The sequence below is a fragment of the Saccharopolyspora hattusasensis genome, from assembly GCF_050972075.1.
Classification (GTDB): domain Bacteria; phylum Actinomycetota; class Actinomycetes; order Mycobacteriales; family Pseudonocardiaceae; genus Saccharopolyspora; species Saccharopolyspora hattusasensis.
Genome location: NZ_JBPCDC010000001.1, coordinates 8,619,574 through 8,640,972, shown reverse-complemented (window position 1 = coordinate 8,640,972; position 21,399 = coordinate 8,619,574). Strand labels below are relative to the sequence as shown.

The window sequence follows — 21,399 nt, the reverse complement described above, 5'->3', positions numbered from 1 at the left end:
AAGTCGGGCATGCGAACGATCTACGCGGCCCCGCTATCTGTCCGACCCGGCGTATCGGCGCAAGATCTCTTGGCTGGACCCCGGTGCAGGGCCGCCAGCGGCCGTTGTCAGTGACCGGATCTACTGTGAGGCCCGTCGATCGCCCATGTCGCGGGCGGGTTCATCACAGGAGCGCTGACCTGGGGTCGGCGTGGGTCCGAAGAAGGGGCGGCCGTGCGGCGCTGGGAGCTGGCTGACGGGAGAGAAGACAGCCCAACCATGTTCTGGGAGGTTGGGGCGGACGGCGCGATGGTGAGGGTTCGTCACGGAGAGGCCGGTGCACCCGGGCGTACGCGGGTCGAGGACTGCGGCTCGGCGACGGCCGCGGAGGCGTACGTAGCCGAGGCCGTGCGAGAGAAGGAACGCGAGGGATACGCGCCCGTGGGCGCCGGCCACACGCCGGACGCCGGGGCCACCGGAAATGCCAAAGATGCTGCGGCGGCACCCGACGAGGACTCCTTCGTGATGCCCGTCGCCTGGCGGCACAGGGTCCGCCCGCGCTGGGGCGGCATCGAGCGGTTCACGCACGTCCCCCACGGGGCGGCTCTCGACCACTGGGACGGGCGGCTCGCGGCGGCGACGGAGCAGTGGACCGGCACGGTTCTCGACGGGGACGTCCCGGGCGTCGACCCCGAACTCGCGGCCGCCGCACGCCGCTACCTGAAGGGGACGGCGGATCCGGTCGGCGCCGCGGTCCTGGCCGTGATCACCGACCGCGGGAAGCTGCTGTACGAAGAGGTCGTTGACGCCTGGGATCTGCGGCACGGAACGGCCTTCGCGGCCCGTGCCACGGTGGAGCTGTTCGAGCTCGACCACGAGAGCGGCCAGGACCGGACCACCAGGCTGGCCGTCCTGCCCGAGGGCTACTCGCCGCCGCGGCAACGGCTGTGGTTGCGCCGGAGCGCCGCCGACCGGGTGCGGATGCTGCTGTCGAGAGACTGCGAGGACCAGTACCGCGAGGTGGTGGCGGCTCTGGCGGCGCACCGCGGTGGTGCCCGGCGCCGCATCGTGGTGTCGTACCTGGTGCCGAGCGAAACCGACTGGGTCGCGGAGTGCTGCGCCGACCCGGGGGAGAGCGGCCGGGAAAACCGCGTCGTACGCGCCATGTTGTTCGAGTCGCTGTACGACGAGGAGCAGTTGCGGGCCCTGCTGCGTGCGGGCGGCGTGCCCGCCTATGACGGCACGCTCTCCACCGCGGCCACCGTCGCCGAGGGCGTCGGCCCGGCCGTCGCCGCGCTGATCGCGGAGATCTGGCGGCACCGGACGCTTTCCGACGCTGGGTCGGCGGAGGAACAGGCAGGCGTCCTGGCGGAGTTGCCGACGGACGAGGCGTTCGAGCTGCTGATGTCCCACGCGGACGACAAACGGGTACGTCCGGCGTTGCTGGAGGCGGTGCGCCGGTATCCGGTGCGCGCGGCCCGCCTGCTGGCAGGCCGGGCGGCGCCTGCCCCGGGCCGCAACTCTTTCCTGCTGGGCCAGTTGCTGACCGCGCATGTCGCCACGCACGGTGAGCTGCTGGAGTCGCGGCTCGCACAGTTCCCGCCTCGGGCCGCCGGGGTGGTGCGGGAGCTGCTGCACCCGGCCGTCGCCGACGCCTCCGCCGACGCGCTGCCCGAGCTGCTGGTGAGCCCGCCGTGGACGAGCGGGCGGACGGCGCCGAAGCCGAGAACCGTCAAGGGACTCGTAGCCGGGGAGGAGACCCATGTGCTGTGGCAGCCCGGCGAGCGCGAGGCATGGGCGAGTGCCGTCGAGGAGCCGGAGCGGCGGGCGCGACGCCGCCGTAACGAGCCGTATCCCGACGTGGCGACCTTGCGGGAGCGCTTCACTGACCTCGACAGCTACCAGCTGGCCGACCTGTTCGCCGACGGCCCGGACGCGTACCGCCCGCTGCTGGCGCAGTGGACTCCCGAGTACATGTGGCAGCCGCTCGAGAAGTTGAAGCCGGTGGCCGCCCGGTGGGAGAAGGACGCGCTGCCGCCGCTGCTGCGCGCCGCGGCGCGGGAGCCCGCCGTGGCCGGGGAACTGCTCCTGCCGTACCGGCAGCTGGAGGTCGCGCGGCTGATGGCCGACTGGTTCGTGCGGCTGAAGTCCGCCGCGGTCACGGCCCGCGCCTGGTTCGCCCGGCACGGCGCGGATGCCGCCGCGCTGCTGGTGCCCGACGCGGCCGGTCCGGCGGGCGCCGCCCGCCACGGCGCCGGGCACGCGCTGCGGGCCATTGCCGCCACGCACGGCAAGGACGCGGTTCTCGACGCGGTGGCCGATCACGGCCCCAAGGCGGTCGATGCTGTCCGTGACCTGCTGTCGGCCGACGGTCTGGAGCTGGCGCTGCCGTCGAAGATGCCGCGGCCCGCCGCCTGGGCGGACCCCCTGTTGCTGCCGCGCGTGCTGCTGCGCGACCGGGCCTCGGCGCTGCCGTCGGAGTCCGTGCGCCATCTGCTGACCATGCTGGCGATCTCCCGGCCGGGCGCGGTCTATACGGGCGTGGAGATGGTGAAGGAGTCGTGCGATCCCGAGTCGCTGGCCACCTTCGCCTGGTCGCTGTTCGAGCAGTGGCGGCTGTCCGGGATGCCGCCCGAGGAGAGCTGGGCGCTGCATGCCCTGGGGTGGGTCGGCGACGACGACACGGTGCGTCGGCTGGCACCGGTGCTGCGGAACTGGCCCGGCGAGGGAGCGCACCAGCGGGCCGTGCAGGGCCTGGACGTGCTGGCCACCATCGGCAGCGACGTGGCCTTGATGCATCTGCACGGGGTGTCCCAGCGGGTGAGATTCAAGGCGCTCAAGACGCGCGCCAAGGAGAAGATCGAGCAGGTGGCGGCCGATCTGGGGCTGTCCGGCGAGGAACTCGCCGACCGGCTGGTGCCGGACTTCGGGCTGGACGCGGACGGCTCGACCGTCGTCGACTACGGGCCCCGGCGCTTCACCGTGGGCTTCGACGAGCAGTTGCGGCCGTATGTCCTGGACCAGGACGGCAAGCGGCGCAAGGACCTGCCCAAACCGGGTGCCCGCGACGACGCCGAGCTGGCGCTGGCGGAACGCAAGCGGTTCCTGGCGCTGAAGAAAGACGTGCGGACGGTGGCCGCGGACCAGGTGCGTCGGCTGGAGGGCGCGATGGTCGCGGGCCGCAGCTGGACGACCGGTGAGTTCCGCGAGCTGTTCGTCTCTCATCCCCTGCTGTGGCATCTGGTGCGGCGGCTGGTGTGGCTGTGCGTCCCGGCCGGGGTTTCGGAGAGGGCTCTGTACGGGACCGTGGCCACCAGCGGCGCTGGTGCGGTGACGGCGTTCCGTGTGGCGGAGGACCGCACTTTCGCCGACGTACGGGACGAGGAGTTCACGTTGCCGGAGGGCGCCTCGGTGCGGCTGGCGCACCCGCTCCATCTCGGCGAGGAGCTGACGGAGTGGGAGGAGCTGTTCGCCGACCAGGAAATCCTGCAGCCTTTCCCGCAGCTCGGCCGCGCCGTGCACCGGCTTACCGACGACGAGGCGGCCGGCGACCGGTTGGAGCGGTTCGAGAACATCACCGTGCCGACCGGCAAGCTGCTCGGCCTGCAACGGCGCGGTTGGGAGCGCGACGAGCCGATGTTCGCGGGTGTGCAGTGCTGGCTGTCCAAGCGGGTCGCGAAGGATCGCTGGATCATCGTCAGTCCGTCGGAGGGGTTCACGATCGGCGCCGTCGACGTTTCCACCGAGCAGACGCTGGAATTCATAGGGCTGTCCGAGCAGCCCAGTGCGTGGAACCCGCCCGGGGAGCTGTCCAGGCTCGCCTTCGCCGAACTCGACCCGGTGACCGCGTCCGAGCTGCTCGCCGACCTCACGGAGCTGGTGGCGCGGTGACGACGCACCACACCGCACGGCACAGGTCGAGGACGACGCGGCAAAACGGCAGGTCACGGGCGTAGCGGGCCATATGCGCCCGAAATTTCCCGGATACTACGGCAACCCGGCACCACGGGGTGGTGGCGTTGGTGGCCGTGGCGGCGGTGCGGGGGTGCCGAACGGGTTCTACAACATCGGGAGCCAGTCGGCGTTGTGCCGGCAGGCGTCGGCGCGTGATGCCGGATAGCTGCGGGGCTGTTCCGGACGTCTCAGTATGTTGGTGCCAACATCGCGGCTGCGATGATCGAGTTGTGCTTCGCGGGTCCGGCCAGTGATCCGGAGTTGCACCGGCTCGGTGGCGTGGTCGTGGGGATCAGCGCGGTGCTGCTGGTGGGGTTGGTGGTCGGGGGCCGGTCCCGCTGAGTGGGTGGTGTTGCGCGCTGGTCTGGTGTTGGAGTTCGGTTTGCAGGCGGGGCCTGCGTGTGTTGTGGAGGTGGCCCCTTTGGTTCGCGGCAGTGTCGGTGATTCCTCTGCCGCCTTTGATTCGCTGTTCAGCGAGGTGTTCTCGGGGGCGCCGGGGGGTGCTTCGGCGTCGGAGCGCGGCTTGGCGTTGGGCACGTTGCTGGATGCGCAGGCGCATGAGGTGGTGTCGAGGGCGGTTCGGGCAACTGTGGACTGGGGCAGCCGGGAGTTGGACGGTGCGCATCTGCTGTGGGCGGTGACGCAGGTGCCGGCGACGGCGGAGTTGCTGGTTTCTTCCGGGGTGCGGGTGGAGGAGTTGGCGGCTGCCGTGCGGTCGGCGGTGGTGGCGCAGGATTCGGGGGTGGTGGGGCGGCCGGTGTTGTCGTCGGCGGCTCGGCGGGCGTTGTTGGGGGCGTATCAGCAGGCGTTGGGTGAGGGTGCCGATGTGGTGGGGGCGCGGCATCTGGTGTTGGGGTTGGCCGTGGATGCGGATTCGGTGGCCGGGCGGGCGTTGGCGCGGGCGATCGAGTTGGGTGATCGGGGTGGGGTTCGGTCGGTGTTGAGCGTGACGCCGCGGTTGGACGAGTTCGGGTTGGATCTGACGGAGTTGGCGCGGGCCGGGAAGTTGGATCCGGTGGTGGGCCGGGATGCCGAGATCGAGCAGGCGATCGAGGTGTTGGGGCGGCGGTCGAAGAACAACCCGGTGTTCGTGGGGGATCCGGGGGTTGGGAAGACCGCGATCGTGGAGGGTTTGGCGCGGCGGATCGTTGAGGGTGCGGTGCCGTGGTCGTTGGCGGACATGCGGGTGGTGTCGCTGGATCTGGCGGGGATGGTGGCCGGGGCGAAGTACCGGGGGGAGTTCGAGCAGCGGTTCCGGGATGTGCTGTCGGAGATCCGGGCGCATCGGGAGAGCGTGTTGGTGTTCGTTGATGAGATTCACAGCATCGTGGGGGCCGGTGCTGGTGAGGGGTCGATGGATGCGGGCACGATGCTCAAGCCGGCGTTGGCGCGGGGTGAGGTGCGGTTGATCGGGGCGACGACCGTGGAGGAGTACCGGCGGCACGTGGAGAAGGATCCGGCGTTGGAGCGGCGGTTCGCGCCGATCATGGTGGCGGAGCCGTCGGTGGCCGAGGCGGTGGTGGTGTTGGAGGGGTTGCGGGAGAAGTACCAGCGGCATCATCGGGTGCGCATCGATGATTCGGCGTTGTCGGCGGCGGCGGAGTTGTCGCAGCGTTACATCGCGGATCGGTTCTTGCCGGACAAGGCGGTGGATCTGCTGGACCAGGCTTGTTCGCGGGTGCGGTTGCGGCGTGGTGGTGAGGTGCGGGAGTCGGCGGTGTTCGAGCCGACGGTGGTCGCTGAGGACGTGGCGGATGTGGTGGCGTCGTGGACCGGGATTCCGGTGGCGGATGTGAGTGCGCAGGACGTGCAGCGGTTGTTGGAGTTGGAGCAGCAGTTGCGGTCGCGGGTGGTCGGTCAGGATGCGGCGGTGGCGTCGGTGGCGGAGGCGGTGCGTCGGGCGCGGGCGGGGTTGGCGGATCCGGATCGGCCGATCGGGAGTTTCTTGTTCCTGGGGCCCACTGGGGTGGGCAAGACGGAGTTGGCGCGGGCGTTGGCGCATGTGTTGTTCGGGGATGTGCAGCGGTTGTTGCGGTTGGACATGGGGGAGTTCCAGGAGAAGCACACGGTGTCCCGGCTGGTGGGTGCGCCGCCTGGGTATGTGGGTTATGGCGAGGCGGGGCAGTTGACTGATCGGGTGCGGCGGCAGCCGTATTCGGTGGTGTTGCTGGATGAGGTGGAGAAGGCGCATCCGGATGTGTTCAACACGTTGTTGCAGGTGTTGGATGCGGGGCGGTTGACGGATTCGCAGGGCAGGTTGGTGGATTTCCGCAACGTGGTGGTGATCATGACCTCGAACATCGGGGCTGATCGGGTGCTGGATGCGGGGGCGGATGCTGGGGCGTCGGCGTTGGTGGTGCTGGAGGAGTTGCGGGCGTTCTTCCGGCCGGAGTTCATCAACCGGATCGATGATGTGGTGGTGTTCCGGCCGTTGGGGGCGGAGCAGTTGCGGCGGATCGCTTTGTTGTTGTTGGAGCGCACGGGGGCGCAGTTGGCGGCCAAGGGGATTCGGTTGGTCGTGGGGGATGCCGGTCTGGATTGGTTGGTGGACCGGGGGTATCAGCCGGAGTTCGGGGCGCGGCCGTTGCGTCGGGTGATCGCGCGGGAGTTGGACAACCGGTTGGCGTCGATGGTGTTGGGGGGCGCGGTGTCGGCTGGTGATCAGGTGTCGGTGGATGTGGTGGATGGTGAGTTGTCGTTGGTGGTGACGTCGGTGTGGGAGCCGGTGTCGGGTGGGCGGCATGCGGCGCCGGTGGAGGGTGCGGTGGAGCGTTCGCAGCCGGTTGCGCGGCATGGCGTGTTCGGGTGAGGCTTGCCCGGTCAACCGGCGGGGTGGCCGGGAAAGTGTTTCCTGGTCAGGTGGCTGGTGTTGGGGGCCAGGGGATTTCGGTCAGGGCGGGGATGAGGGTTCGCTCTTCGTAGTCGAGGTGTGCGTGTAGTTCTCGGGCGAGGCGGTCGAGTTCGGTGCGGAACTGGTGGGGGTCGGCGTTGGTGATGTCGGCCAGCAGGGCGAGGATTTCGTCTTTGATATGCGCGATGGTGCGGTGTTCGGTGCGGAGGCGGTCGAGGGCGTCGCGCAGGTGCGGGTGGTGGTGGGCGAGGGCGGGGAAGATGTGGTCGTTTTCGCTGGTGTGGTGGAAGGTCAGGAATTCGCAGAAGGCCAGGCAGTGCTGGCGGATCTGCATGCCGAGGCTAGGTGGTTGGTGGTCGCTGCTGGCTCGGGCCGTGAGGTGGGTGTGGGCTTCGGTGCGGACGTGCTGGAGTTGGGCGCGTAGCCAGGCGTGGACCTGCAGGAGTTTGTCGGCGAGGTTGGTGATCTCGCGTGTGGCGTCTGCGGGGTTTTCGGTGCGTTGGAGTGCGATCACGGGCAGGGTTCGGTTGGTGCGGGTTTGGTAGTCGGCGTAGCCGGGTGCTGTACGGGTGATGTGTTCGAAGAGTTGGTCGCGGTGGGGTCCTTCGGCGGGGACGGCGATGGCTTCGAAGGTTTCGGTGCCGATTTCGACCTGGACCAGCGGGTGGGCGAGGAGGTTGTGGTACCAGGCGGGGTGGTGGGGTGCGCCGAGGTTGGAGCCGGTGATCAGTAGCTGGTCGCCGTTGCGGACGTAGCCGAGTGGGACGGTGTGCGGGCGTTGGGTTTTCGCGCCGGTGGTGGTGAGCAGGAGGAGGTCGTTGCCTGCGAAGGGGCCGCCGACTTTGCCCGCGTTGGTGCGGAATTCTTCGATGATGGTGTGGTTGAAGGACATGTTGTGCTGGTGTCTCCAGGAGTGTTGGGGCGCGCGGGATCCCGTGGTCTGGAGCTCGATCGAGCAGGGTGCAGCTGCTGGCGGGAGGATGCCGGTGCTGCGGGAGACAGGGGCTGCGCGCGGAATGGTATGGGTCAGGCGCGGGGTGCGGAGTGCCTGTTCATGGCGTGATCCCCTTGGTGAAGGTGCTCGCCCGGTTGTCGATCTGCCCACTGCTCTCTAATCGGCGCCACGCGGCACGCCGGTATTCAACCATGCGTTCGCCGAGCACCGGCAGGGGCACGCTGATCGGGTGATGTTTGTCGGCTGTGGGTGCACCAGGCCGCGGGGGAGGCGGTCGCGCGGGCCCGGGAGGGTGGTGGGCCGACGTTGATCGAGGTGAAGTTGACCCACTGCTACGGGCATTTCGAGGGTGATCAGCAGGCCTGCCGGGGCGAGGACGTTTCGCGGGCGCGGCGGGATCTGGACTGCTTGCGTCGGTTCCGGGCTCGGGTGACCGGGGCCGGGTTCCGGCGGAGTGGTTGGCCGCTACTGGGGTGCGGCTGGTGGTCGTGGATGAGGCTACGCCGCGGTGCAGCATGACCACTGGCATCTCGGCGCTGGTGGCGGGGGCGGGTTTCGCGTCGCTGCGGGCCCCGGTGGAGATGGTCACCGCCCCGCGCACCCCGGTGCCGTTGAAGCGACGCGTTGGGGGTGGCTCTGGCTCGGGGAGCAGTTGGCCAGCGGTGAGGTCGCCGAGGAGGCCGGGTCTGAGGTGGATCGGGTGGAGGTAGCGGGTCGGCTGGTGAGTCATGCGGTCTTGAGCAGGCTCTGAGCCCGTCACAGTCCGGTGGTGCCCCGGTCGGCCGGTTGCGGGATCGGCTGGCTGGGGCGCTGTTGTTCCCGGGTTTTGCCACCTCCACAGTGCTGTCACTCTGCGCTACAACACGCCCCGTTGAGGGACGGTGGATCGTCGCCCAACTAGGCAGATCCCCGGCGCGCCACCACCTCACTGCCACCTGATCGAGACCAAATACCACACGAACGTGGCGAGCCTTGTTGGCTCGGCCGGTGGCTCTTACGGTGGGAGGTGCGGTTGAGCAGCCGCCACGGCGTACCTCTTGCGTTGAGCGCAGCGGCGAGTTCCCGGGCCCGTGGCCAACCGAACCGTCGATACGCAACCAGGGGAGGTAGCGTGATCGTCTCCAGATCCGGCATGCCACCGGCCGCGTGGGCTCGCGGCGGCCACGCGATCGTCGCGCCACACACCGCCGAGGATCCCGTCGCCGCTCACGCGACTTGCGCTTCCGCGTTGCGGCTGGCCGTGGAATGGCCCGCCTCGGGTGTGGTGGTGGTCCGCATCGGTGGCGAGATAGACCTGGCCACGGTGCCCAGACTCACCGAGCTGATCCGCCAGCGCCTGACCGCCGCGGCCCTGCAGGCCATCGTCCTGGACCTCTCGGAGGTGTCCTTCGCCAGCAGCGCCGCCATCGAACTACTGCTGCATACGCAGCGCCGCGCCGACCACCGCAGCACCAAGCTGTTCGTGGTCCCCGGTCACGGAGCGATGCTGCGGCTGTTGACGATCACCCGGCTGCGCGAACGGTTCGTGTGCCGGGAATCCGCCGTCCAAGCCGTCGCCGAAGCGCGCTTGTGACCCCCGGGCTCCGCCCTGCTCAGCCGCCGGTGCCGTGGGCGAGGTGATCGGCCAGCGACGCCCACCCGCCGTCGGCGGCGTACGGGCTCCAGCTGCCCGGGTCATTGGACCAGTACCATCAGCTCGCGCTCGTATGGTCGGCTTCGGCGAGCACGTCGTCGACGTAGTCCAGCGCCCGGCTTGGTGGCGTCCAGGCCGAACTCACCGACGATCAGCGGCGCGGCCAGGCGGCGCGCGGTGTCGGCGTTGCTGGCGAACCCGCATGGTGGCCAGGGTCAGCGGGCGGGTCAGCCCCGCGTAGGGCAGGCCCTGGCCTGCTGCGCCCCCAGGACTGGGAGCGGGGCACCGCGCTCCGCCGGAGGATGGCAGGATTTCCGCCATGAGCACGTACGTCGCGCTGCTGCGCGCGGTCAACCTCGGTAGCCACGGCCGCCTCGCCATGGCCGACCTGCGCGCCCTCGTCGTCGCCGCAGGACACGGCGACGTGGCAACCTACCTGCAAAGCGGCAACGTGGTCTTCACCTCCGAACACGACGACCCCGAGGCACTGGCCGCGGACCTGGGCAAACGGCTGGCCGACGAACTAGGCGTGGACACCCCGGTCATGGTGCGCACCGGCACCGAGATCATCGGCATCGCTGCGCACCACCCGTTCCAGGACCGGCAAAGCGACCACGCCAGACTGCATGTGGCATTCCTGGCCACCGAACCCGACGCCGACCGCGCCGCGCAGCTGAGCGTGCCTGAAGGCTCGCCCGAAGAACTCCAGCTGACCGGGCGGCAGCTGTACTTGCACTACCCGGCCGGGGCGGGCCGCTGCAAAACCACCGCCGCCTACCTGGAAAAGCGGCTCGGGGTCGCCATCACCGCCCGCAACTGGAAGACCGTCACCGCACTGGCCGACCTCGCCCAGCAGCGATCATGACCAAGCTCTCGGCGGCCTGCCCTAGGCCACCGGCCCGGTGAACCGGCGCTGACCCGCTTACGGCCCCCACGCGATCAGGGCTTCCGCCACGGCGACCTGTACCTCGCTCAGCCCGGCATCGCCGTCGGCGACGTCCCACAGGCAGTTCTGCAGCACCCGCCCCAGAGTCCAGCCCGCTGAGCGCTGCCGGTCCAGGCCCAGCACCTCTACCATCGCCTCGAACCGGCGCCGCACCGCCCCTGCCACATCGCCAGAGGCCACCACCTCGTCCCAGCGGTTGTGCAACGCCGGCATCAGCTCGAAACCGGGATCACCGGCCAGCGGCTGCGGGTCGATGGCCAACCACGGTTCCCGCTGCCCCGCCAGCACGTTGTCGTAATGCAGATCCCAGTGCAGCAGCCGGTCACCCGCCTCGCCGCGCAACTCCGCGACCACGCCCGCACAATGCTCCAGCAGCCGTCGCTGCGCCGGATCGGCCAGCCGCGCGCACGCGCCCGGAACGCCGGTGAGCATCCCGGCTGCCACATCGGACAGTTTCCGCAGCCCAGCAGGAGCGGGCACCGAGCTCAACCGTGCGAGCAGCCCGGCCAGGACCCGCGCCGCCGCCACATCATCGTCCACACTGGACAAAGAACGCGTCGCGAGCCGCTCCAGCAGCATGCTGCCCGAGACCGGGTCGTGCTCCAGCAACCGCACCGCACCCCGCCCGTCCCACACCCGCAACCCCACCGGCTCCCCGGCGGTGTCGGTGGTGACCGGCTGCAACTTCAGCACCGCAGCGCTGCCGTCGTCGCGCACGACGGGCAGCACCAGCGCCACCATGCCGTGCCGGGCGGCGCCATCTGGGCACAGCCGCCACGCCGCAAGCTGCTTCTCGGCCAGTTCGGGAAGCTCGTCGATCCACGGGGAAGCACCGAAGAACTTGCGATGGGTGGCCGCCAACTCGGCCGGAACCACCACAGCAGGAGACATCGCAGAACCACTCCTTCGTCAGGGATGCAGCTCGTAACAGTCGCAGCAGCATCCACCGGCTGGTCGGCACCGCCAAGCCTCTTGCCAGCCGCGCGCCGGGCCGGCCGCCCAACGCCCAGGCGATCGTCTCCCATGCGCCACGCAATGGGGCCACCTGGCGTGTCGTGCCGGGAGATCCTTTGAATGTCCACATTGGATCAAGCCAAGTCGATCGGCTTGGAGGTCCAGTGGGATGGCGTACCAGGAGGTTGATGTGATCGAGGCGCGGGAGATCCTACGTGCCTGGCTGGCCGGGAATGACCGCGTTGTTTTCAGCGGATGGCCGCCAGAGTCTTTCGCATGGTTCATCAAGCAGCACCGTATACCGGTGTTCCCGTGAATCCGGCCGTGTGGCGGGGTCACCGCCGGTATCGAGTGTGATGGTGGCACGTCGGGCACATCGGTCGGCATGCCTGGATCGTCCCGGCCGCATCGACCAGCGTTACGTGCTGCGGGGTCGGCACGCCGCAGCGGGTGCACGGCGCCTGTTCGTCGCTGCAACTGATGGTCACGGCTGTCGATGGTTCATGCGTGCTCACGGTGCTTGCTCTCCGTCGGCCACGGTGTCGTGGCAGTCCGGCAACGAGTCCAGCCCCGGCGACATGTAACGCGTGTTGGGAGTGGGAAATTGGTGACCTCGCCAAAGCGAGTCCCATACGTCCCTGCTGCCGCGGGTGATGCGGGCGGCCCACGTCGCTGGCTTCGACTGCCATGCACCGCTGACCGCTGACACGACCTGGTGGTCAGGTTTTGCGGAACTATCGCAACGCCAGGCGCGGGGCAGCGGCAGTCGAGCACGAGTTGGCCTTACGGGCAGACCTGATCGCGGGCGACTTCTTTCGCTGGCGGCGGACGACAGGGCACTGCTGGGACGAGGAGTTGACGGGCTCCCCGGAGCGGATTTTCTGCTTCCAGCTGGACGGACGCTGGTACGTCGGCTTCAAGACGGTGTCCGATTACGTCGTCGACCACGGCATGCGGGGCTTGTTCTGCAGCCGAATTCGCTGGCACAACGTCGTCGGTACGTTGACCGGTCTGCGTACCTCCGCCATGGGTTTGCGAGTGTGCTTCGACCCGCTGGACATTCTGCCCGTGGTGCCGCGTTCGCGGCGATCACCCCGACGACCGAGCTCGTCCACCCCTTCCCGAAGCACGAGGAACCGGGCAGGGAGACCGGTAGCCCGGAGGAGGGCTGGTTTGTGTCCCCGGAGCGGGCGGACTTCCTCAACCTCGGCGAGTCACACATCCGCGAGTGACCGACTGGGCCCCGGCTTCCGCGCCCGCTCCGGCATCGTCACGTACGACCCCGGCTGGATCACGTGTTCCAGTATTACGTGTGCGAGAAGCCTATCGCCTGAACCGCTTCAGCCGAGCACTTCCTCCCCGGTCAGTCACACCGTGCGACACACGAGTTATGCGCGGTGAAACGGGCATATGGGACCCGTAGGGTTTCACCCGTTGCTGTCTCGGAACCTTGGTTCTGAGACAGCAACTCGCCGGAAGGACCGGCGGTGGTGTCGGACGATCTCGCTACCGCCTCGACGAACCAACCCGGAGGAGCCGATGAAACGCGAGGTCAGCTGTCAGTGGCGGCTGCGTGAGGTCATGGCCGCGCCTGGCATATTCACCATCTCCGACCTCGTGCCGTTGCTGGTCGACCGGGACATCAACCTGTCGGTGTCCCAGTCCACAGGCCGGCCACCGGAACCCCGAGTGGCCTAAACCATGAAGACCGGCAAGAACGCCGGCCAACACCCCTCAGTCGCCTCGCTCTACCGCGCCCTCGCCGACAACGACGCCTGACCAGGACCTACCTGACCGCTTGGCAGGTTTCTCCCGTATCCCGGCGGCCCCCCTCTACAGCATGATCTTGCCCAGATCCCGGATGCGGGGCGAAAGCTGCAACCCGAGCAGGTCGAACGGTCCGAAGTTGACCTCGGTTGGCTGCCGCGCCGCCTGGGAACAGCCAGCTTGCGTCGAGATTGGTAGCGGTCGTGAGATTGAGCCGCTGCTGGATGTGCTGTTGTAGCAGGCCGGCGAAGGGCTCTGGGACCGGTGTGGGTGGTTCGCCGAGCCGGATGCTGACGTCGGTCAACCAGACTCTCAAAGCCCCACTCGGCCTCGAACAACACAGTGGACGCACCCCAGAAGGCGTGTTCACCCGCATCGCCCAACGCCTGCTGGCCATGACCGCCGCCATCTGGCACAACTGCACAACCGGCGCGAGACGACCTCTGGCCGTGGTTCGTGCGTCGTGCTTCCCAGCAGGTTCGGCAGGGTGCTCTCCGCGAGCCAGCGCGCGGTGCCCTCGCGTTCCGCTCGATCCGCGACCGTGAGGCGGTGGGCACGCTGCTCGTCGTTGTCGGCGACAGCCCTGGTGTCGACGAGAAGCAGACCCGCGACCCGTTGCGGCGCGGCCTGCGGCACCGCCATCGCGACGGAGCCGCCCATCGAGCATCCGCCCAGGACGACCTGCGGCAGCTCCAACCGGTCCAGCAGGGCCAGGACGTCGGCGGCCGGACTTTCCGCTACCGACCCCACGCGCCGCCGCGGCGAAGGCCGCCACCTGGCCGTGAGTGATTTTGGGCGCCATAGCACCGAAAAACACTCACGGACCTCGGTCCTGCACCACGCACACCCAACCATCCGATACGGCAGGCGCTACCGGCGGGAACGTCGCACTGCGGGCAGAGGTGGCGTTCGACTGCGGCCGCAGCGTCGTCGGGTCCGAGTTGCATGCCGCCAGTCATGCAGAACTCTGTCAAAACCAGAGGAGGCAGTTATGCGAGGTGTTGTGCGAATCGCGACCTGCGGATCTTCGGCTCGGATCGCAGAACTGTCACAACTGATCATTTATGAGAGTGGGCACGCGTCACACCGGTGCCCTCCCGGGCATCTGCGTGGGTCTGTCTGACCAGTTGTCGCTGGATGCGGCGAGGCGTGATTGAAAGGTAACTATGGTCGTCTCACCGTGTGTCGGCGGGGACCCGTCGCCGGTTGTCGTAGTTGATGAGAGGGACCGTGCAGGAATCATCGAATATGCAGCCGGCGTTCAAGGGCTCCGCGCCGGCCGCCGACATCACCATCAAACGCTACCTGTACCGCAACCGCTCCAAGGGCGCGGAGACCGACACTGTCATACGTGAACCGGATGGTACGCTTCGTGTCAGCACCTCGTGGGGGCATTTCTTCCTCAGTCCACCGCTGGCACGGTGGCTGCAGCAGGACAACACGGTGCTGACCTGGCAGCGAGTTCCGACGAAACAGGGCACGGCCCTTCATCTCTGCTTGGTCGACGAGGCCGGGAACATGCTGTGGCGCGAGAGCTCGGCCAGCACGACCGTGGCGCCCCCACCGGCTGTGTCATACGACTACGGCGGACCTGTCATGGGCTTGGGGTCGCGTCTGCGTCTTCAGTCCCTGACCTCCCCATCCGGCTCACACACGCTGCTGCACCACGACGACGGAAACCTGGTGCTCTACTGCAACGCCACCCACACCCCGGTTTGGGCGACCGACACGAGCTGGCTCGACGACAGTTGGGTCGACCTGACCCTGCGTGGCGACCTTGTACTGCGCACCTCGTGCGGCGCGCCGGTCTGGCAGTCAGGTACCGCCGATATGGGCGTGGAGCGGCTCGCCGTCCGCGACGACGGCAGCCTTGCCCTTCTGGACGCCGCAGGAACAGCCGTCTGGCGGATTCACCACCACGCGCCCTGCACAGCAGCCGGGCACAGTCCGCCGCGCGGCGCCGTTCTCCGACGCGGACAGACACTCCGCAACCAATCCCTAACCTCCGCCGACGGTGGCACCGTCCTGTACCACCGAGCCGGTGAAGGCAACGGTGAAGGAACGAGACTGATCCGCGCCGACGGAATACAACTGTGGTATGCGCCCAACTCCCGCGCCGCAGACGCCAGCCTGACCCTCGACAACGAAGGATTCCTTCAGGTCCGGGCGGACGACGGCAGCGTTGTCGAACAACTGGCCGGTCCGGGAGACCACCTCATCGTGGTACCTGGCGGCGAAGTCCGGCTCTGTGCCTTTGACGGCACCGTGTTGTGGCGCGAAGGCCAGCACGTGATCGACCATGGCGACGAAGTCATGACCGCCTCCCCACGCACGGTCACACCCGCCGCCCTAAAGCCACTGCTCAATGCAGACGCCACCCCGATCGTGCGCACCGACTTCTCTGACGACCACGCCTGGGACACCGCCTGGCGCGACCTCACCACGCCCCGCGAATACTGGGATGACGACGTCGTCCTCGACGCCACTCTGGTTGCCATACCCGAGTTCGAAGGCTGGACGGGTGAAGAGCTCGCCACCCTGCTGTCACACACCAAGCACGAGCGGCTCCTAACCGTGGATGCGGTCACACTCGCCTCCCCAGAGCATCCCGTCCTCGTCGTGGAGATCGACCCAGAACGCAACCAGCCGCGATCCTTCCGAGCCACTCCGCATGCCCTGCTGGACGTTGAAATCCAACTCTCGATCGCCAACATGGGTTGGGAAGACTTCAGCCGCTCCGCCGACCCCGACGGAGTGCTCCGAACCTCCACCGCGGACTAAGTTCACGGACAAACACCACCCGCTTGAACCGCGGATAGGCGGTGCGATCTGAGCTCGCTGACTGAGCTCACTCGGTGAGCTCAGTCAGCGACGCCGGTGCGCTCGCGCAGATGCAACCACCACCCGTAAGACGGCGGCCACATCCCCCACCCAGGGTCGACACCGAGCGCCTGCGCCGCGTGCACGGCCCAGTGCGGATCGGTGAGCGCCTCGCGGCCGATGGCGACCAGGTCGGACTGGTCGGCTTCCAGGATGGCCTCGGCCTGCGGACCGTCGAGGATGACGCCGACCGCCATCGTCGGGATACCGGTCGCGTTCCTGATCGTCTCCGCATACGGCACCTGGTGGCCGCGTCGCATCTTCTTCCTCTTCTTCGCGAAATCCAGCAGCGAGTTCTCCGCTCGGATGCCGCCGGACGAGCAGTCGATCAGGTCGATCCCGCGGCTGTGCAACTCGCGTGCGAGGACGCAGCTGTCGTCGATGCTCCAGCCGTCGTTCCTGTCGTCGAGGTCGCTCCGCCAGTCCACGCAGGAGATCCGGAAGAAGATCGGCTTCTCGGTCGGCCACACCGACCGTACGGTTTCGGCGATCTCAAGCGCCAGCCGCATCCGCCCGTCGCGGTCACCGCCGTATTCGTCAGTCCTGTGGTTCGCCACGGGGGAGAGGAAGGAGTGGATGAGGTACCCGTGCGCCGCGTGGATGTCCAGCACGTCGAAGCCGGCCGCGTCGACCCGCTGGGCGGCGTCCGCGTACTTGGTCACCAGCTCCCTGATCTCGGCGACCGTCATGGCCCGCGGCTGGTGCCAGCCTTCGATGGTGCGACTATCGCTCGAGCTTACCGGCTGCCACGGCGGCTCACCCCGTGCCGCTTCCGCTTCGCCCAACGGGCCGAGCCCCTCCCATGGGCGCTGGCGCGCAGACTTCGGACCCGCATGGTGCAGCTGCGCTGCGGCCACCGTCCCTTGCTGGTGCAGGAAGTCGGCGATCCGCCGCAACGGCGGGACGTGGTCGTCGGACCAGATGCCGCAGTCTCCGTAAGTGTTCCGCCCGATGGGATCGACGATGAGCCCCTCCGTCATGACGGTTCCCGCGCCGCCGATCGCGTACTTTGCCAGGTGCTGGAAATGCCAGTCGGTCGCCAGGCCGTCGGGACCTGTCTTGTACATCTGCATCGGGGCGATGACTATCCGATTCGGGAACGTCACGCCGCGCAGTGTGAACGGGCTGAAGAGCAACGATCGACCATCCATCACACTCAAGGGGGACTCCATCACGACAGTTGAGACTCGGCCGAGGAAAGCGTGCACTATAGTGAATGATTCCGCAACATACTGATGCTGCCGACCCTGAAGGGTGTCTCTTGAGTCCGACGACATCGACGTCCGTCCCGAATAGCCGCGAGGCGGAACTTGCACTGGCCGACGCCGCGGTGCTGGGCCAGCTACTGCGCGATGCGCGGCGCGACCGCGGGCTGTCGCTGAAGGCGTTCGCCGCGCAGTCGGGCATCAGCGAGGGCCTGCTCAGCAAGTTCGAACGCGGCAGTGGCAACCCGTCACTGCTCACCTTGCAGAAGATCGCCGCCGCGCTCGGCATCAGGCTCAGCGACCTGTTTCACCAGGTGCCGTCGGCGGGCCACGACGGCGGCGAGGCCGAACACAGTGAATTGCGCCCGGACCAGTGCGCCGTCGTGCGACCCGACGACCGCAAGCGACTAGTGATTCCCTTCGAGGGCCTCGTCTACGAGCTGCTCTCCCCCGATCTGCAGCGCGGCCTGGCGATGCTGTATTGCGAGATACCCGTGGGCTTCGAGGGCAGTGCCCGGCCGTTCCAACACAAGGGCGAGGACACCGTGCACGTCCTCACCGGCAGGTTCGAGGTACACGTCGCCCACGCGTCGCACGTTCTCGAGCCGGGTGACACCGTCACGTTCCAGTCATCGCTCCCGCACTGGTGGAAGAACATCGGCGACGTTCCGGCGACCGTGATCTGCGTCAACTCACCGCCCTCGTTCTGAACGTTCAGTCGACGCGACCACGTCGCGGCCGGATAGCCGAAGCCCAGCCCGGTCAGCGCACCCGGCCGCAGGTTTTCCACCAGCACATCGGTGGTGCCCAACAAGAACTCCAGCAGCGGCTTGCCTCGGGGTCTTCAAATCCAGCGCCACCGACCGCTTGTTGCGGTTCAGCCGCACGACAGCAGACAGGAGGAAGCCGACAAGCTCGTCCATCGAGGTTGTGCCAAGCGGGCCAGCGCCCGGCCGCTGAAGCAAAACCGTTCCGGCACCGGGCCCTGGAAGGAGAGACTGCTGGTCGTGACCGGATCAGTTGAAGACAGCCCCGCCACCCGCCGGGCCCCGAGTATCGTCGGCCCGCCGGCCTGGTGGAACTGGCGGCCGCGACGCCGCGCCGCATGATCATCGGCGGCGACCTGCTGTGCGGGCAGCGCGTCGTGGAGAACCGGCTGACCCACGAGCTGGGGATCAGCCGGCCGCCGCTGCGGGAAGCGCTGCGGGTGCTGGAACGCGAAGGCCTGGTGCGGCTGCAGTGGCTGCGGCGGCAACGGGATACGCACGGCGAAAAACAGGAGGACAAGTGAGTTCAGGGCTCCCGGTCATGTTGACCATCGACGGGATCACGCCGCAGGTCGACGCGAATGCCTTCGTCGCGCCCGGCGCCGCGCTCATCGGCCGCGTGCGGCTTTCCGCCGGTGCCAGCGTCTGGTACAACGCCGTGCTGCGCGGCGATCAGGAGAACATCAGCGTCGGCACCGGCAGCAACATCCAGGACGGCTGCGTCGTGCACGCCGACCCCGGCTTCCCGGCCGAGATCCGCGCTGGCGTCACCGTCGGCCACAAAGCCGTGCTGCACGGCTGCACCGTCGAGGACAACTGCCTGATCGGGATGGGCGCGGTCGTGCTCAACGGAGCACGCATCGGCGCCGGTTCCCTCATCGCCGCCGGTGCGGTGGTGCTGGAGGGCACCGGGATCCCGCCGGGCTCGATGGTCGCCGGCACCCCAGGCAAGGTCCGCCGCGAACTGACCGACGAGGAGCAGGCCGGTCTGAAGCTCTCCGCCGAGCACTACATCGCCCTGGCCGCCAAACACCGCGAAGCCCTGAGCTGACATCGCCAAGCGGGCCACTGGAGTTCCGATCACCCGCGCAGGCCGCGCTTGCCCTTTCCGGTTAGGCGTCGGCCCCGTCGGCGGCAATAGCCGGCTTCACCGGGGACTTCTCGAGCGGGGACTTCTCGAGGAGCCGACGGGAGAGGGTGTGACCCGAGGTCAGGTGCTGCCCCGGAGACAGCGGTCGTGCCACGGGCGCACTCTCCGGGCGCGGTGGCGCGGCCGGTGTGCCGAGGGCGGTCCGCACGCTCCAGAGCACGGTGCCGTCGGGGGCGCGCAGTTCGAGGCCGTCGTCGCGTACGGCAAGCACACTGCCTGGGTTGCCCGCCGTGTCGGTGGACCATACGACACGGGCCTGGCCGTCGTAGATGACAAAGTCGCCGTCGGCCTGCAGCACGCAACGGGCGGGCCCGTGCCCTTGAGTGCAGCTGGACCACACTGCTCCCCGGCCCTCGTTGTTGTAAAGCACGAGGTTTCCATCGTTTTGGTGGACGAGCGTGCAGGTGCCGGATAGGGAGGTGAGCGCTTGCTGGCGCAGCGTCTGCCCGGCCCGCATCTCGTGGCCCTGCGCCACCTCGCTCAGCGCGTCGCCCGCCCCATCAGCTGAGAGTGGCTCATCGTCTCCCTTGTCCTCGCCGTCCTCATCGTCGGTCAGGACGAAGAAGTCGGTGAGGTAGCAGGCCACCTCACCGTCGGCGGTACGTCCGACCCAGGTCGGGTAGTCCCCGTCCCCGTCGCCGCAAGAGAACGCCACCAGCAGCGGCCTGCCCTCGTCATCAGTCAGCGTCCCGGGCGCGGTGTCGTCGGACCCCGTGACGTTGCGAGCCGCCATCAACCGGTCGTAGTAGTCGTCGTGGTCCTCGCGCAGCGGCGCGATGTTCGCCGCGTCGGCGAAGCCGCCGGTGCCGCCGTCGACCGGGTAGCCGAAGAACTCGTCGTCGCCCAGTTCGGAGACGTCCTGGCCTTCGCACACGGCCATCTCCCATGAGACGACGGGCTCGTCCCGGATCACCAGCCGGGCCGCCGCGATCATCTCGTGCGCAGGCAGGTAGCCCCGCTTGGCGAACATGGCGATCACCAGCACCAGCGGGTACTGGCCGGGCGGCACCTGCTGGACGAACCCATCATCGGAATCGTCAAACCCGAACGGCTCGCCGGCGACAACCCGCCCCGATGGCAGCCAGAGCGAGGTGTCCTGCCGCAGCCGGACGGTGGCGACATCGCCGCGGGACAGCGTGTGACGCGTTCCAGCAGCGAAGAGCCGTTCGAAGTCGGGGGCGGGCACTGGCACAAGCGCTCCTTCGGGGGTTTCCTTCACTAACCCCGGTTGCCGGAGACGGATGCCCCTTGGCAACACCGGGTGAGGCAACCGTAGCCGCCGACCTATTCCTGGCTCGCCACCATCCACCGATGAATGTCCCGGCAGACCCGAGCGGACGGTCCGGAAGGGCAGCGGTGTGACACGGCAACGGCATCCGGCGGCATCGGCGGCGTTCGCGGCCCTCTCCGGCGGAGTGCTCTGCGTCGTCGGCATCGTGGTGCTCGCGCTGACGAACACGTCCCTTCGCCGCTTCGAGACCGCCGCCGGTGGGGAGCTGCCCGGCCGACAACCAGGCCGGTAGCGGGAAAGCGCTACGGCGTCGCGGGTCTGGCCCCCACCACGACCGTGGCATCCAGTTCCGCACAACTGGCCACCCGCGGTACCAGCCCGGCGTAGGAGAAGAGCTCCGCGGTGTGCGGTGCCTGGCGGCGGCTGGTCTCGATCAGCAGGTGCCCGCCCGGCGCGAGCCACCGCGGCGCCGCGGTCACCACCCGGCGTTGGACGTCCAGCCCATCGGCACCGCCGTCCAGCGCCACCTGCGGTTCATGCAGCCTCGCTTCCGGTGGCATCAGATCGACCTCGCCGGAAGGCACGTAGGGGGCGTTGACCACCAGGACCCCGACGCGGCCCCGCAACGCCACCGGAAGAGGCGTGTAGAGGTCACCTTCGAATACCTCACCCGCACCGGCGAGGTTGCGGCGCGCGCAGCGCACCGCAACGGGATCGACGTCGGCGGCGTACAACTCCACCTGCTGCCCGGCGGCCAGGGCGGCGCCAACCGCACCTGAGCCGCAGCACAGGTCGACCACGACCGAGTGCGGACGGGCCAGCGCAGCGGCCTGCCGGACGAGGAACTCGGTGCGGCGGCGAGGCACGAACACCCCGGGCGTTACGGCGATGTGCAGACCACAGAACTCCGCCCAGCCCAGCACCTGCTCCAGCGGCACACCATCGACACGACGCTGCAGCATCTCGGCCAGCTCACCCGGGCCGGCGGCGGCAGACAGCAGCAACCGCGCCTCGTCCTCAGCGAACACGCAACCAACGGCACGCAGGCTGGTCACGACGGCCGGATACGACAACGACGACGGTAAAGCAGAAATCGGGACGCCTTTCGATCCGACGAGCGCTCTCAC

At 68.6% G+C, this 21,399-nt stretch carries 20 protein-coding genes and 2 pseudogenes; 16 read left to right on the top strand and 6 right to left on the bottom strand.

Translation table 11 applies throughout. The features are described from left to right. The first annotated feature begins 258 nt into the window (after positions 1-258). From ACRXBZ_RS41045 to ACRXBZ_RS41035, 3 genes are all read left to right on the top strand, one after another. Complete coding sequence (locus ACRXBZ_RS41045; protein ID WP_433883672.1) at positions 259-3,870, top strand: DUF4132 domain-containing protein; 3,612 nt, start codon at positions 259-261, stop codon at positions 3,868-3,870. A gap of 282 nt (positions 3,871-4,152) precedes the next feature. Further along, complete coding sequence (locus tag ACRXBZ_RS41040; protein ID WP_433883671.1) at positions 4,153-4,275, top strand: hypothetical protein; 123 nt, start codon at positions 4,153-4,155, stop codon at positions 4,273-4,275. A gap of 79 nt (positions 4,276-4,354) precedes the next feature. Continuing rightward, positions 4,355-6,742 (top strand): ATP-dependent Clp protease ATP-binding subunit, encoded by a 2,388-nt coding sequence (locus ACRXBZ_RS41035; protein WP_433883670.1) that lies wholly within the window; start codon positions 4,355-4,357, stop codon positions 6,740-6,742. Positions 6,743-6,788: 46 nt separating this feature from the next. Here ACRXBZ_RS41035 and ACRXBZ_RS41030 read toward each other — a convergent pair whose 3' ends face one another. Next, positions 6,789-7,676, bottom strand: coding sequence for a nitroreductase/quinone reductase family protein (locus ACRXBZ_RS41030; protein ID WP_433883669.1), 888 nt, complete (start codon positions 7,674-7,676; stop codon positions 6,789-6,791). Positions 7,677-7,988: 312 nt separating this feature from the next. Here ACRXBZ_RS41030 and ACRXBZ_RS41025 point away from each other — a divergent pair, with 312 nt between their 5' ends. From ACRXBZ_RS41025 to ACRXBZ_RS41010, 4 genes are all read left to right on the top strand, one after another. Then, the gene (locus tag ACRXBZ_RS41025; protein ID WP_433883668.1) at positions 7,989-8,258 is read left to right on the top strand and encodes a thiamine pyrophosphate-dependent enzyme; all 270 of its coding nucleotides are present in this window, start codon (positions 7,989-7,991) and stop codon (positions 8,256-8,258) included. Beyond that, positions 8,213-8,449 (top strand): transketolase C-terminal domain-containing protein, encoded by a 237-nt coding sequence (locus tag ACRXBZ_RS41020; protein WP_433883667.1) that lies wholly within the window; start codon positions 8,213-8,215, stop codon positions 8,447-8,449. The genes ACRXBZ_RS41025 and ACRXBZ_RS41020 overlap by 46 nt, the downstream gene beginning before the upstream one ends. 401 nt (positions 8,450-8,850) lie before the next feature. Further along, the gene (locus ACRXBZ_RS41015) at positions 8,851-9,312 is read left to right on the top strand and encodes an STAS domain-containing protein (protein ID WP_433883666.1); all 462 of its coding nucleotides are present in this window, start codon (positions 8,851-8,853) and stop codon (positions 9,310-9,312) included. Between the two features lie 379 nt (positions 9,313-9,691). Further along, on the top strand, positions 9,692-10,237 hold the full coding sequence (locus ACRXBZ_RS41010) for a DUF1697 domain-containing protein (protein WP_433883665.1): 546 nt from the start codon (positions 9,692-9,694) through the stop codon (positions 10,235-10,237). Between the two features lie 57 nt (positions 10,238-10,294). Here ACRXBZ_RS41010 and ACRXBZ_RS41005 read toward each other — a convergent pair whose 3' ends face one another. Further along, complete coding sequence (locus ACRXBZ_RS41005) at positions 10,295-11,209, bottom strand: aminoglycoside phosphotransferase family protein (protein ID WP_433883664.1); 915 nt, start codon at positions 11,207-11,209, stop codon at positions 10,295-10,297. 232 nt (positions 11,210-11,441) lie between these two features. On the opposite strand from ACRXBZ_RS41005, the gene ACRXBZ_RS41000 reads away from it, so the two are divergent. The 4 genes and pseudogenes from ACRXBZ_RS41000 to ACRXBZ_RS40985 all read left to right on the top strand — a co-directional run. Then, positions 11,442-11,588: a hypothetical protein gene (locus ACRXBZ_RS41000; protein ID WP_433883663.1), complete on the top strand. Its 147-nt coding sequence runs from the start codon at positions 11,442-11,444 to the stop codon at positions 11,586-11,588. A 724-nt stretch (positions 11,589-12,312) separates the two neighbouring features. Then, positions 12,313-12,504 carry a hypothetical protein gene (locus tag ACRXBZ_RS40995; protein WP_433883662.1) on the top strand — a complete coding sequence of 64 codons (192 nt, stop codon included), beginning with the start codon at positions 12,313-12,315 and terminating at the stop codon, positions 12,502-12,504. A 307-nt stretch (positions 12,505-12,811) separates the two neighbouring features. Next, positions 12,812-12,970 carry a hypothetical protein gene (locus ACRXBZ_RS40990; RefSeq protein ID WP_433883661.1) on the top strand — a complete coding sequence of 53 codons (159 nt, stop codon included), beginning with the start codon at positions 12,812-12,814 and terminating at the stop codon, positions 12,968-12,970. Positions 12,971-13,332: 362 nt separating this feature from the next. Further along, a pseudogene (locus ACRXBZ_RS40985) lies at positions 13,333-13,470 on the top strand (IS982 family transposase); the annotation flags it as partial. A gap of 1 nt (position 13,471) precedes the next feature. On the opposite strand, the pseudogene ACRXBZ_RS40980 reads toward ACRXBZ_RS40985, so the two are convergent. Then, positions 13,472-13,765: pseudogene (locus ACRXBZ_RS40980) on the bottom strand (alpha/beta fold hydrolase); the annotation flags it as partial. Between the two features lie 522 nt (positions 13,766-14,287). Here ACRXBZ_RS40980 and ACRXBZ_RS40975 point away from each other — a divergent pair. Continuing rightward, the gene (locus ACRXBZ_RS40975; RefSeq protein ID WP_433883660.1) at positions 14,288-15,820 is read left to right on the top strand and encodes a DUF6924 domain-containing protein; all 1,533 of its coding nucleotides are present in this window, start codon (positions 14,288-14,290) and stop codon (positions 15,818-15,820) included. A gap of 80 nt (positions 15,821-15,900) precedes the next feature. On the opposite strand, the gene ACRXBZ_RS40970 is transcribed toward ACRXBZ_RS40975, so the two are convergent. Further along, positions 15,901-17,070 carry an NADH:flavin oxidoreductase/NADH oxidase gene (locus ACRXBZ_RS40970; protein ID WP_433884123.1) on the bottom strand — a complete coding sequence of 390 codons (1,170 nt, stop codon included), beginning with the start codon at positions 17,068-17,070 and terminating at the stop codon, positions 15,901-15,903. Between the two features lie 110 nt (positions 17,071-17,180). On the opposite strand from ACRXBZ_RS40970, the gene ACRXBZ_RS40965 reads away from it, so the two are divergent. From ACRXBZ_RS40965 to ACRXBZ_RS40955, 3 genes are all read left to right on the top strand, one after another. Next, the gene (locus ACRXBZ_RS40965) at positions 17,181-17,834 is read left to right on the top strand and encodes a helix-turn-helix domain-containing protein (protein WP_433883659.1); all 654 of its coding nucleotides are present in this window, start codon (positions 17,181-17,183) and stop codon (positions 17,832-17,834) included. Positions 17,835-18,199: 365 nt separating this feature from the next. Next, positions 18,200-18,415: a GntR family transcriptional regulator gene (locus ACRXBZ_RS40960; RefSeq protein WP_433883658.1), complete on the top strand. Its 216-nt coding sequence runs from the start codon at positions 18,200-18,202 to the stop codon at positions 18,413-18,415. Positions 18,416-18,432: 17 nt separating this feature from the next. Further along, entirely contained in the window at positions 18,433-18,942 is a 510-nt protein-coding gene (locus ACRXBZ_RS40955; RefSeq protein WP_433884122.1) for a gamma carbonic anhydrase family protein, read from the top strand. 61 nt (positions 18,943-19,003) lie between these two features. Here ACRXBZ_RS40955 and ACRXBZ_RS40950 read toward each other — a convergent pair whose 3' ends face one another. After that, the gene (locus ACRXBZ_RS40950) at positions 19,004-20,233 is read right to left on the bottom strand and encodes a DUF4241 domain-containing protein (RefSeq protein WP_433883657.1); all 1,230 of its coding nucleotides are present in this window, start codon (positions 20,231-20,233) and stop codon (positions 19,004-19,006) included. Between the two features lie 166 nt (positions 20,234-20,399). Here ACRXBZ_RS40950 and ACRXBZ_RS40945 point away from each other — a divergent pair, with 166 nt between their 5' ends. Then, the gene (locus tag ACRXBZ_RS40945; RefSeq protein ID WP_433883656.1) at positions 20,400-20,564 is read left to right on the top strand and encodes a hypothetical protein; all 165 of its coding nucleotides are present in this window, start codon (positions 20,400-20,402) and stop codon (positions 20,562-20,564) included. Positions 20,565-20,574: 10 nt separating this feature from the next. On the opposite strand, the gene ACRXBZ_RS40940 is transcribed toward ACRXBZ_RS40945, so the two are convergent. Then, positions 20,575-21,345 carry a putative protein N(5)-glutamine methyltransferase gene (locus ACRXBZ_RS40940; RefSeq protein WP_433883655.1) on the bottom strand — a complete coding sequence of 257 codons (771 nt, stop codon included), beginning with the start codon at positions 21,343-21,345 and terminating at the stop codon, positions 20,575-20,577. Positions 21,346-21,399 lie beyond the last annotated feature (54 nt).

Excerpts from the sequence above, each read along its gene's own strand:
- ACRXBZ_RS41010 (WP_433883665.1), top strand. The coding sequence starts at position 9,692 with ATGAGCACGTACGTCGCGCTGCTGCGCGCGGTCAACCTCGGTAGCCAC.
- ACRXBZ_RS40990 (WP_433883661.1), top strand. The coding sequence starts at position 12,812 with ATGAAACGCGAGGTCAGCTGTCAGTGGCGGCTGCGTGAGGTCATGGCC.
- ACRXBZ_RS41045 (WP_433883672.1), top strand. The coding sequence starts at position 259 with ATGTTCTGGGAGGTTGGGGCGGACGGCGCGATGGTGAGGGTTCGTCAC.
- ACRXBZ_RS41040 (WP_433883671.1), top strand. The coding sequence starts at position 4,153 with ATGATCGAGTTGTGCTTCGCGGGTCCGGCCAGTGATCCGGAGTTGCAC.
- ACRXBZ_RS40970 (WP_433884123.1), bottom strand. The coding sequence starts at position 17,070 with ATGGATGGTCGATCGTTGCTCTTCAGCCCGTTCACACTGCGCGGCGTG.
- ACRXBZ_RS40955 (WP_433884122.1), top strand. The coding sequence starts at position 18,433 with ATGTTGACCATCGACGGGATCACGCCGCAGGTCGACGCGAATGCCTTC.
- ACRXBZ_RS41030 (WP_433883669.1), bottom strand. The coding sequence starts at position 7,676 with ATGTCCTTCAACCACACCATCATCGAAGAATTCCGCACCAACGCGGGC.
- ACRXBZ_RS41005 (WP_433883664.1), bottom strand. The coding sequence starts at position 11,209 with ATGTCTCCTGCTGTGGTGGTTCCGGCCGAGTTGGCGGCCACCCATCGC.
- ACRXBZ_RS40975 (WP_433883660.1), top strand. The coding sequence starts at position 14,288 with ATGCAGCCGGCGTTCAAGGGCTCCGCGCCGGCCGCCGACATCACCATC.
- ACRXBZ_RS41000 (WP_433883663.1), top strand. The coding sequence starts at position 11,442 with ATGGCGTACCAGGAGGTTGATGTGATCGAGGCGCGGGAGATCCTACGT.